Consider the following 9,748-nt stretch of genomic DNA (forward strand, 5'->3'; position numbering starts at 1 on the left):
GGGCGGTGACGGTCGGGGCGGTGACGGTCGGGGCGGTGACGGTCGGGGCGACCGGCAGGGCCCGCCGCCCGGTCCGCCGCCGCGCCAGCAGCCCTCGCAGCCGCTGAAGCACCCGTCCCAGCAGCTCCCGAAGCCGCAACCGTCGCAGCAGCTGCCCAAGCCGCAGCCTTCGCAACAGCTGCCGAAGCAGCAGCCCTCGCAACAGCTGCCGGTGCCGCCGCGGGTGCCGCCGAACGGCATGCAGCCGGGTCAGCGCAGCGGCGTGCAGCCGTCGATGCGCTCGCGGCTCGACGGCGCCGAGGCGCCGCCCGGCCCGCCGCTGGCACCCCCGGGGCCGCCGCGCGAGCCGATGACCGAGGAGATGCCGCGGTATCCCTCCTACCCGTCGATGGAGCCGGTCGCCGACCCGCGCCGCCCGGAGCGCTCGTCCGTGCCGATCGGGCCGGACAGCCGTACCCGGATGCGGCCCGCCGTGGCGCCGCCGCGCCCGCCGGCCGACCCCGACGACGACTTCCGCCGCCCGCGCGGGCGGGACCGCGGCGACAGTGACAAGTTCGACCGCGCGGACGTGCTCGACGACGACGCCGACTTCGACGACCTCGACGACGTCGACGGGGACGACGACCTCCGCGACGCCTCGCCGATGCGCGAGTGGATGGTCATGGTCGGCCAGCTCGCGGTGGGCGTAATCGCCGGCGGTGCCGTGTGGCTCGGGTTCAACTGGCTGTGGGGCGCGCTGCCGCAGGCCGCGCTGGTCCTCGCGCTGCTGGTGATCGCCGGCATGGTGCTGATCGTGCGGAAGATCCGCCGCGCGGAGGATCTGCAGACCACGGTGTTCGCGGTGCTCGTCGGCCTGCTCGCCACGGTGTCCCCGGTAGTCCTTCTCCTGGTGAACAAGTAGTAGTGCCCAACGTGCCCGCGATCCCGATCGGGCTGTCGACTGCGTCGGTGTGGCCGCAGACCGCGACGGCGGGGTTCGAGCTGTCACGCGAGCTCGGCTACGACGGCGTCGAGGTGATGGTCTGGGCCGACCCGATCAGCCAGGACCCCGCGGCCCTGCGCCGCCGGTCGCGGCAGCTCGGGGTGCCGGTGCTCGCCGTGCACGCACCCTGCCTGCTGATCACCCAGCGGATCTGGTCGCCCCGGCCGGAGGAGCGGTTGCGCCGCTCGGTGCAGGCCGCGCAGGACCTGGACGCGCCGACGGTGGTGATCCACCCGCCGTTTCGTTGGCAGCGCCGCTACGCCGAGTCCTTCGCCGACCTCGTCGCCACCCTCGCGGAGGAGAGCGGCGTGACGATCGCGGTGGAGAACATGTTCCCCGTGCGCCGCTTCGGCAGCGAGATGTCGGCCTTCCACCCGTCGATCGACCCGACCGACGTCGGCCACGCGAACTACACGCTCGACCTCTCGCACACCGCGGCCGCCGGGGTCGACGCGATGACGCTCGCGAAGCGGATGGGCTCGGCGCTCACGCACCTGCATCTCGCGGACGGTTCGGGTGCGCCGCGCGACGAGCACCTGATCCCGGGCCGCGGCGGGCAGCCGTGCGCGGAGGTATGCGAATGGCTCACTACGACCGGCTTCACCGGCCAGGTCATCGTGGAGGTCAACACGCGGCGAGCCAAGAACCCGGCGGACCGCAGGTCCGACCTCGCCGAGGCGATCGTCTTCGCCCGGCTCAACCTCGGTCAGTGACGAACCGTCGATCCAACCGCACGACGGGAGACGGCCCTGGACGGCGCACCGTAAAGTCTCGCTGCGAGGCACCCGTCGGATGGGGCGGGGCGCCCGTGGTGCGTGGAATGGGAGCGTTCGTGAACCCGCTACGTAGCTTGATCCTGGCCGCGGCCGGCAACGACGTGATCCGTCGTGTCGTCGCGACCGCACCGGTGAGCCGGGACGTGGTGCGCCGCTTCGTGGCCGGCGAGACCACGGCCGACGCGATCGCCGTGACACGGCGGCTCGTCGACGCCGGGCTCACGGTCACGCTGGACTACCTCGGCGAGGACACCACCGACGCCGAGCTGGCCGAGCGGACCGTGCGCGCGTACGAGGAGCTGCTCGACGCGCTCGGCGCGGACGGTCTGGCCGCCCGCTCGGAGGTCAGCGTGAAGCTGACCGCGGTCGGCCAGCTGCTCGACGAGGACCTCGCGCTGCGCAACGCCGGGCGAATCTGCACGGCCGCGGAGCGGGTCGGCACGACGGTGACGCTCGACATGGAGGACAACACCACGACCGACTCCACGCTGCGGGTGCTCGCGGAGCTGCGCCGGACGTGGCCGTGGGCGGGCGCGGTCCTGCAGTCCTACCTGCGCCGCACCGAGGAGGACTGCGCCCGGCTCGCCGGCGGGGGCTCTCGGGTGCGGCTGTGCAAGGGCGCCTACGCCGAGCCGCCCGAGGTGGCGTTCACCGACGCGCACGAGGTGGACCGCAGCTATGTGCGCTGCGTGAACGTGCTGCTGGCGGGCGACGGCTACCCGATGTTCGCCACGCACGACCCGCGGCTGGTGCCGATCGTCGACGCCAGGGCGGAGTTCCACGGTCGCAAGCCCGGCAGCTTCGAGTACCAGATGCTGTACGGGATCCGGCCGGACGAGCAGCTGCGGTTGGCCGCGCTCGGACATACGGTCCGGGTCTACGTCCCGTACGGAGTCCAGTGGTACGGCTACCTCATGCGACGGCTCGCCGAGCGTCCCGCGAACACCGCGTTCTTCTTGCGCGCGTTGACTTCTCGCACATGACGCAACTCGCTCGCGGCTAGTCCGAGGCGGTCCGATCAAGCTCCACCCGACGTGGCAGGGTAATAATCATGAGCAGTTTTGCGGGGCAGGCCGATGCCCGGGGTGGTCCCGGTTCCGCCGTCGGCCCGTTCGCCTCGGCGTCGAGGGTCCGCTCGCTCGGAGACGGCACCTTCACCGCCGAGCTGGCCAACTCGTGGACCGTGGGCGGCAAGCCCCACGGCGGGTTCCTGCTCGCGCTGCTCGCGAGAGCGGCGGTCGCGGCGGCCGGCTCGGCCTCGCCGATGGCCGACCCGCTCGCGGTGAGCGCGCAGTTCCTCCGGGCTCCCGAGGTGGGACCGGTGCTGCTGCGTACCGACGTGCGCAAGTCCGGCCGGCAGGCCACGGTCGTGGGCGTCCACTTGGAACAGAGGGGGCAGTCGTGCGTGGAGGGCGTGGTGACCACCGGCCGGCTGCCGCGCGAGCGCGCGGTCTGGTCGGACCTGCCCAACCAGCCCGCGGAGCCGCCGGGCAACGCGGTCGACCTCGCCTCGCTGCCGATGGCGTCGGTGTTCCGGCTGACCGCGGGCTGCGACGTGCGCCTGGACCCGAACGGCGCCGGCTTCCTGCACGGGCACACCGGCGACCCGCCGCGGCTGCGGCTGTGGGTGCGCCCGCGCGGTGAGCAGGTCGACCCCATGTTCGCGCTGGTGGCCGGTGACATCTCGATGCCGGTGACGTTCAACCTCGGCCGGTTCGGCTGGAGCCCGACCGTCCAGCTGACCGCCCTGCTGCGCTCCCGTCCGGCCCCCGGCTGGCTGCGCGTCCAGGTCGACTGCCGCGCGGTGCACGGTGCCTGGTTCGACGCCGACGCGACGGTCGTGGACGCCACCGGCCGGCTCGTCTGCCAAACCCGGCAGCTGGCCCTGTCCGCCAAGGCCTGAACCGCCTGGACCGGGCTCTAGCCGCGCAGCCGGTCCGCTGCTGCCTTGGCGTCCTTGAGGCCCCAGCCGGTGTCGTCCCTGATGGCCTTCACGGCCTGGACGTACTTGCCGGCGGCGATGAGCTCACGGGCACGCTGGACCGTCTCGGGACCTGGCTGCGGCCCTGCCGGGACGGGTCCCGTGGCGGGACCGGGCCCGAGGGCGGGAGGCGGTCGACGTAGTCCTTGGCTTCGGCCAGGCCGATGCCGGTCTGCTGGGCTTCCGCGATCGGGCCGCTCGCCGGCGCCGGACCAGCTCCGCGACGAGCAGAAGGGCCAGCGCGACCCAGGGCGCGATCTGCAGCAGGACGGCATGCCGGAAAACGGTAGTGGGTCGTGGGAGGCTGGTTGGCATGACTGAGGCGGACAAGCCGGCCATCGCGGTGCTGGGGGCCGGCAAGATCGGTGAAGCGTTGCTGTCCGGCCTGCTGGCCGGCGGCCGGCGGCCCGACGAGCTGATGTTCACCGAGCGCCATCCGGACCGGAGTGCGGAGCTCACCACCCGCTACGGCTTCCGCGGGGTCGACGTGCCCACCGCGGCCAAGGAGGCGGGCGTGCTGGTCGTCGCCGTCAAGCCGCAGGACATCGAGCCGCTGCTGGACGAGCTCGCCCCCGCGGCGAACGAGCGCACGCTGATCGTCTCGCTGTGCGCCGGCCTGCCGACCACGCTGTACGAGCGGCGGCTGCCCGAGGGCGTGCCGGTCGTGCGGGTCATGCCGAACACCCCGATGGTCGTCGGCGAGGCGATGAGCGCGATCTCACCCGGCCGCTACGCCACCGCCGCGCACCTGGCCACCGTCGAGCAGGTGCTCTCGACCGTCGGCCAGGTCGTGCGGGTGCCCGAGTCGCAGCAGGACGCCGTCACGGCGCTCTCCGGCTCCGGGCCGGCCTACTTCTTCTACCTCGTCGAGGCGATGATCGACGCGGGCATCCTGCTGGGGCTGCCGCGCGCGGTGTCCGAGAAGCTGATCATCCAGTCCGCGGTCGGCGCGGCCGCCATGCTTGCGAAGACCGGGGAGCACCCGGTGACACTGCGCGAGGCGGTCACCTCGCCGGCCGGCACGACGATCATGGCCATCCGCGAGCTGGAGCGCCACGGCGTGCGCGCCGCGCTGCTGGCGGCCATCGAGGCCGCCCGTGATCGCTCGGACGAGCTGGGGCGCGCGCACGACGAGTAGGCCGAGTAGGCCGCCGGTCGGTGGGAAAGTCGTCCGCGGCGTCGCATCAGTCACACCAGTCCCGCTACTCTCGTTGGCAGCACGTGCGTGTCGATACCGTCGGTGGGGAAGCCGACGGCGCGACGCGTGTCGAAGGACGCGGTGAAACATGCCGGCGAACAAGAACGAACCGGAACATCCGGGCCTGCAGGAGGTGCGGTTCCTGACCGTGGCCGAGGTGGCCGCGGTGATGCGGGTCTCGAAGATGACCGTGTACCGCCTGGTGCACAACGGCGAGCTGCCCGCGGTGCGGGTCGGCAAATCGTTCCGGGTGCCCGAGAAGGCGGTCGACGACTACCTGCGCAGCGCCTATTTCGACGCTGGCTGACCACGATCGCCCCAGGCCGGAGCCGGTGACAGGACGCCGGTGACGTGCGGGTACTCTGAACGACCGTTGTGCCTGGTTTTGTCGAGCACGTCCGTGGCCTGCTGGTCGAGTGGTCGTAGCCATCCAGGCAAGATCGACCACCGACTACAGCAAGGGATCCACATGGGCTCGGTCATCAAGAAGCGCCGCAAGCGCATGTCGAAGAAGAAGCACCGCAAGCTGCTGCGCAAGACGCGCGTCCAGCGGCGCAAGCTCAAGAAGTAGCCGAGCGACGACGGTGCGTCCCGGATGACTCCAAACGAGTGAACATCCGGGATGTAAGCGTGTGACCTGCGTTAATTACAGGTAGCCATCGACAAGTCGATCACAATTTGGCGGTACAGTCCGCGGTGGTCCGCCACCGTGTCTGCCGGGCCGTCCTCCACACACGTGATCGACATCATCGGAGTCGCATGGCGCCCAACGTCGTCCTGGTTACCGGAGTCGCCGATCAGCTCGGGGGCCGGCTGGCCAACCGTCTCGCGGAGAACCCCGGGATCGAACGGGTTCTCGGGGTCGACACCCGACCGCCCGCGCCGGGACTGTCTCCCCGGGTCGAGCCCGTGGCCGTGGACATCCGCGACGCGCGCATCGGCAAGGTGATCAGCACGGCGAATGTCGACACCGTGGTGCACGCCGCGCCGCGGGCCAGCATCGGCCCGTTGCGCTCCGCCATCAAGGAACGCAACGTCATCGGCACGATGCAGCTGCTGGCCGCCTGCCAGCGGTCGCCGAGGGTGAGCAAGCTCGTGGTGAAGTCCTCCGCCGAGGTGTATGGCGCGAGTCCTTCGTCGCCGGCCGTGTTCACCGAACAGGACCCGCTCGCCGGCGGCCGGGACCGCGAGGCGGCGGAGATCGAGGCGTACGTGCGCGGGTTCTCCCGCCGGCGCCCCGACGTCGTGACCACGACCGTACGGCTGGCCGAGCTGATCGGCCCCGGTGTCGACACCGCGCTCGCCCGGTACTTCCGGCTGCCCGTGGTGCCGACCGTGCTCGGCTTCGACGCCCGCGTGCAGCTGCTGCACCCGCAGGACGCGGTGGACGTGCTGGAGCGGGCCGTGCTGTGCGACCTGCCCGGGGTGTTCAACGCCGGCGGCGACGGCGTGATCCTGCTGTCCCAGGCGATCCGGCGGGCCGGTCGGGTGCCGCTGCCGATGCCGCGCGCGGCGATCCCGGCCGCGGCGCGACTGGTCCGCGGGGCCGCGCCGGTGCACTTCTCGGCCGACCTCTCGCGGCTGCTGAACTACGGCCGGGTGATCGACACGACCCAGCTGAAGACGACGTTCGGCTTCGCCCCGAAGTGGTCCACATCGGACGCCTTCGATGACTACGTGCGCACTGCGCACAAGGAGATGAGCACGTGAACGGGCACACCGCCGAGGTGATCCCGCTGCCGCGCCGCTCGCTGGACGGGTCGGTGCACATGCGCCCGACGACCGTCGCGCGGCCGCCGGCGCCGGTGACCGAGCTGCGCCCGCGACCGGCCGAGCCGCAGAGCTTCCTCGCGGGGGCGGCGCGCTTCCTGCGCCGCCGGCTGACCGGCGAGTACCCGGTGGACGACTTCGGCTTCGACCCCGAGCTCACCGACGTGCTGATGCCGCCGCTGCGGGCGGTCTACGACAAGTGGTTCCGCGTGTCGGTGACGGGCTCGCTGCCGGCCGGCACGGGCGCGCTGGTGGTGGCCAACCACTCGGGCACGCTGCCGTGGGACGCGCTGATGACGGCCATCGCCGTGCACGACAACCACCCGGAGGGCCGGCACCTGCGGATGCTCGGCGCCGACCTCGTGTTCCAGGTTCCCGTACTGGGCAGCCTGGCGCGCAAGACCGGCACCACGCTCGCCTGCGGTGCGGACGCGCAGCGGCTGCTGCGGGCCGGCGAGGTCGTCGGCGTGTGGCCGGAGGGCTTCAAGGGCATCGGCAAGCCGTTCCGCGAGCGGTACCGCCTGCAGCGTTTCGGGCGGGGCGGGTTCGTGACGACGGCGCTGCGGGCCGGGGTGCCGATCATCCCGTGCTCGATCGTCGGCGCGGAGGAGATCTACCCGAAGATCGCCGACATCCCGCCGCTGGCCAAGCTGCTGGGCCTGCCGTACTTCCCGGTGACCCCGCTGTTCCCGCTGCTGGGCCCGCTCGGCGCGGTTCCATTGCCCACCAAGTGGACCATCGACTTCGGCGAGCCCATCCGGACCGACCTCGCCGCGCCCGACACCGACCAGGACCACGCGCTGGTGCTGGAGATCGCCGACCAGGTCCGCGAGACCATCCAGGGCAACCTCAACCGCATGGTCGCCGCCCGGGAGTCCGTCTTCCGGGGCTGAGTCCGGCCCCTGCCGCGGTCCGCCGACAGCACGGGCGAGTTGGTCAGGTGCCCACCGGCGGCGCGGCCGACGAAGTCGGTCGGCACCACCCGCATCCAGCGCCGCGACCGTGTCGCGGAAACCGGTGCTGCCGAGTTCGTCGTAGCGACGGGCCCAACGCCGTCGCGCCGACGGTGACGCCACGCCGGGTTCGGAAGTCCAGCTCGACCCTCGCCGGTCAGATCAGGCGGTCTCGCTTGCGATACGCCAGGCCCGCCGCCACCGCGCCGGCGACCGCGCCCGCGCCGAGTACCGACGGGACGCCGATCCTCGCCGCCTTCCTGCCTGTCCGGAAGTCGCGGATCTCCCAGCCACGCTTCCGCGCCGCCTCGCGCAGCGAACCGTCGGGGTTCACCGCCACCGCGGTGCCCACCACGGACAGCATGGGCACGTCGTTCGCCGAGTCCGAGTACGCCGTGCAGCGGCGCAGGTTCAGGCCCTCCCTGGCCGCCAGGGCGCGCACGGCGTGGGCCTTGGCCGGGCCGTGCAGCATCTCGCCGACCAGCCGGCCGGTGTAGACGCCGTCCTCGCTCTCCAGCACGGTCCCCAGCGCGCCGGTCAGGCCCAGCCGGCGGGCGATGATCGTGGCCAGGTCCACCGGGGTCGCCGTCACCAGCCACACGCGCTGGCCGGCGTCCAGGTGCATCTGGGCCAGCGCGCGGGTCCCCGGCCAGATCTTGTCGGCCATCAGCTCGTCGTAGATCTCCTCGCCGTGGGACATCAGGTCGGCCACCGAGTGACCGGCCACAAAGGACAGACCGGACTCCCTGGCGTTGCGGATCCCGTCGTGGGTCTCGCGGCCGCCGACGCGGAACATGACCTGCTGGAAGGCGAAGCGCGCCAGGTCCGAGCTGGTGAAGAACTTCCGCGCGGCCATCCCCCGGGCGAAGTGGAAGATCGACGCGCCCATCATCATCGTGTTGTCGACGTCGAAGAACGCGGCCGCCGTGAGGTCCGTCGGCGGCACAGGAGCCATCGGCTCGAGGGCGACCGCCGCCTCGGCCGAGGCCTCCCCGGCGAGTGCGGCTAGCTCCTCCAGCTCCGGCTCCTTGGCACGGCCCCGCCACAGGGACACGTCAACGCCTCCGTGTGTTTCGACCACCTGTCTCCACCGACAGCGTAGCGATGCGCCCCGACCGGCCCGGCCTCACTCGCCGAGGCTGATCCCGGGAAGCCCGGGCAGCAGCGGCGGCACCGTCACGCCGGGTAACGGTAGGGGGACGTCGATCGAGGAGTCACCGGAGGGCGGCGGCGTGTTCGTCGAGTCCGGCGACGGGCCCTCGCCGCCGGGGACCCCCGGCACGGTCCGCGCCACCGACGGCAGCGGCGGCAGCTGCTGGCCCGGCCGGCCGGAGTCCGGCTGTTCGGCACCGGACGGCGGCACGGTCGGCTGCACGGAGACGTCTCCCGGCTCGCTGCCGCCGGGTGCGTTCGGGTTCGGCCGCGAGCCGGGCGGCGGCTCGCAGACCCCGGTCGCGGGCAGCGCGCCCACGTCGTCCACCGAGCCGGAGGTGATCTGGTAGCAGTCCAGTCGCTCGGACAGCGCGGCCGACCTGCTGGTGATCTTGTCGAGCAGCGCCAGCGACGCGCTCTGCCGGTTGCGGGCCGCCGCGGGCAGCTGCGCCGAGACGTCTCGCAGCCGCGAGCTCTGCTGCCCCGCCCACGAGCTCAGGTCCGTCAGCAGGCGGCCTTCGGAACGGGTGGCCAGCGCGACCAGCTGGCGGGAGCCCGCCGCCGCGTCGTTGTCGAAGTCGGTGAGCGCGGTGAGGTAGCCGCCGACGGGCGCGCTGTCCCGGTCGGGGTAGCGCCGGGCGAGCGTCTCGATCTCGCCGACCCGCGCGCTCGCGAACTCCAGATGCTTGAGCGCCCTGCCCTCGTCGCCGAACGTGAGCCCGAGCTCCGCGGCCTCGGCCGTGCGCTTGACGCCGTAGAGGGCGTCACCGGGCAGTGCGTCCCGGGCGAGCAGCAGGCTCATCCCGGTCAGCGACCCGACGAGTGCGAGCACGGCGACCGCGGCGACGGCGAACCGGGCCCGGGCGCCGGAGACAGCACGCCGGTCGGCCCGGTCGCCTCCCTCGGGCCGGTCCGGATCGGACCGGTTCTTGGGGC

The 9,748-nt window shown here is 72.6% G+C and carries 10 protein-coding genes and 1 pseudogene; 9 read left to right on the forward strand and 2 right to left on the reverse strand.

Features of this window, described 5'->3' with window-relative positions:
• The 9 genes and pseudogenes from ACRDSK_RS27805 to ACRDSK_RS27845 form a co-directional block, all read left to right on the forward strand.
• Positions 1-901, forward strand: a pseudogene (locus ACRDSK_RS27805) (hypothetical protein); the annotation flags it as partial.
• An 11-nt stretch (positions 902-912) separates the two neighbouring features.
• Positions 913-1,695, forward strand: a complete 783-nt coding sequence (locus ACRDSK_RS27810; protein WP_431444301.1) for a sugar phosphate isomerase/epimerase family protein — start codon at positions 913-915, stop codon at positions 1,693-1,695.
• Positions 1,696-1,814: 119 nt separating this feature from the next.
• On the forward strand, positions 1,815-2,741 hold the full coding sequence (locus ACRDSK_RS27815; protein WP_431444302.1) for a proline dehydrogenase family protein: 927 nt from the start codon (positions 1,815-1,817) through the stop codon (positions 2,739-2,741).
• Between the two features lie 68 nt (positions 2,742-2,809).
• A complete protein-coding gene (locus ACRDSK_RS27820; RefSeq protein WP_431444293.1) occupies positions 2,810-3,661 on the forward strand; it encodes a thioesterase family protein in 852 nt (283 codons plus the stop codon).
• Between the two features lie 391 nt (positions 3,662-4,052).
• Positions 4,053-4,877 (forward strand): pyrroline-5-carboxylate reductase, encoded by an 825-nt coding sequence (proC, locus tag ACRDSK_RS27825; RefSeq protein ID WP_431444294.1) that lies wholly within the window; start codon positions 4,053-4,055, stop codon positions 4,875-4,877.
• Positions 4,878-5,025: 148 nt separating this feature from the next.
• Positions 5,026-5,244, forward strand: a complete 219-nt coding sequence (locus tag ACRDSK_RS27830; RefSeq protein WP_431444295.1) for a helix-turn-helix domain-containing protein — start codon at positions 5,026-5,028, stop codon at positions 5,242-5,244.
• 162 nt (positions 5,245-5,406) lie between these two features.
• Complete coding sequence (locus tag ACRDSK_RS27835; RefSeq protein WP_018684825.1) at positions 5,407-5,508, forward strand: 30S ribosomal protein bS22; 102 nt, start codon at positions 5,407-5,409, stop codon at positions 5,506-5,508.
• A 188-nt stretch (positions 5,509-5,696) separates the two neighbouring features.
• Positions 5,697-6,647, forward strand: coding sequence for an NAD-dependent epimerase/dehydratase family protein (locus ACRDSK_RS27840; RefSeq protein WP_431444296.1), 951 nt, complete (start codon positions 5,697-5,699; stop codon positions 6,645-6,647).
• On the forward strand, positions 6,644-7,600 hold the full coding sequence (locus tag ACRDSK_RS27845) for a lysophospholipid acyltransferase family protein (protein ID WP_431444297.1): 957 nt from the start codon (positions 6,644-6,646) through the stop codon (positions 7,598-7,600). The genes ACRDSK_RS27840 and ACRDSK_RS27845 overlap by 4 nt, the downstream gene beginning before the upstream one ends.
• Before the next feature lie 217 nt (positions 7,601-7,817).
• On the opposite strand, the gene ACRDSK_RS27850 is transcribed toward ACRDSK_RS27845, so the two are convergent.
• Positions 7,818-8,714 (reverse strand): HAD family hydrolase, encoded by an 897-nt coding sequence (locus ACRDSK_RS27850; RefSeq protein ID WP_431444299.1) that lies wholly within the window; start codon positions 8,712-8,714, stop codon positions 7,818-7,820.
• Between the two features lie 72 nt (positions 8,715-8,786).
• A partial coding sequence (locus ACRDSK_RS27855) for a DUF5667 domain-containing protein (protein WP_431444300.1) occupies positions 8,787-9,748 on the reverse strand: 962 nt, incomplete at its 5' end.

Origin of the sequence: Actinophytocola sp., from assembly GCF_050699915.1 — a bacterium.
Taxonomy (GTDB): domain Bacteria; phylum Actinomycetota; class Actinomycetes; order Mycobacteriales; family Pseudonocardiaceae; genus Actinophytocola.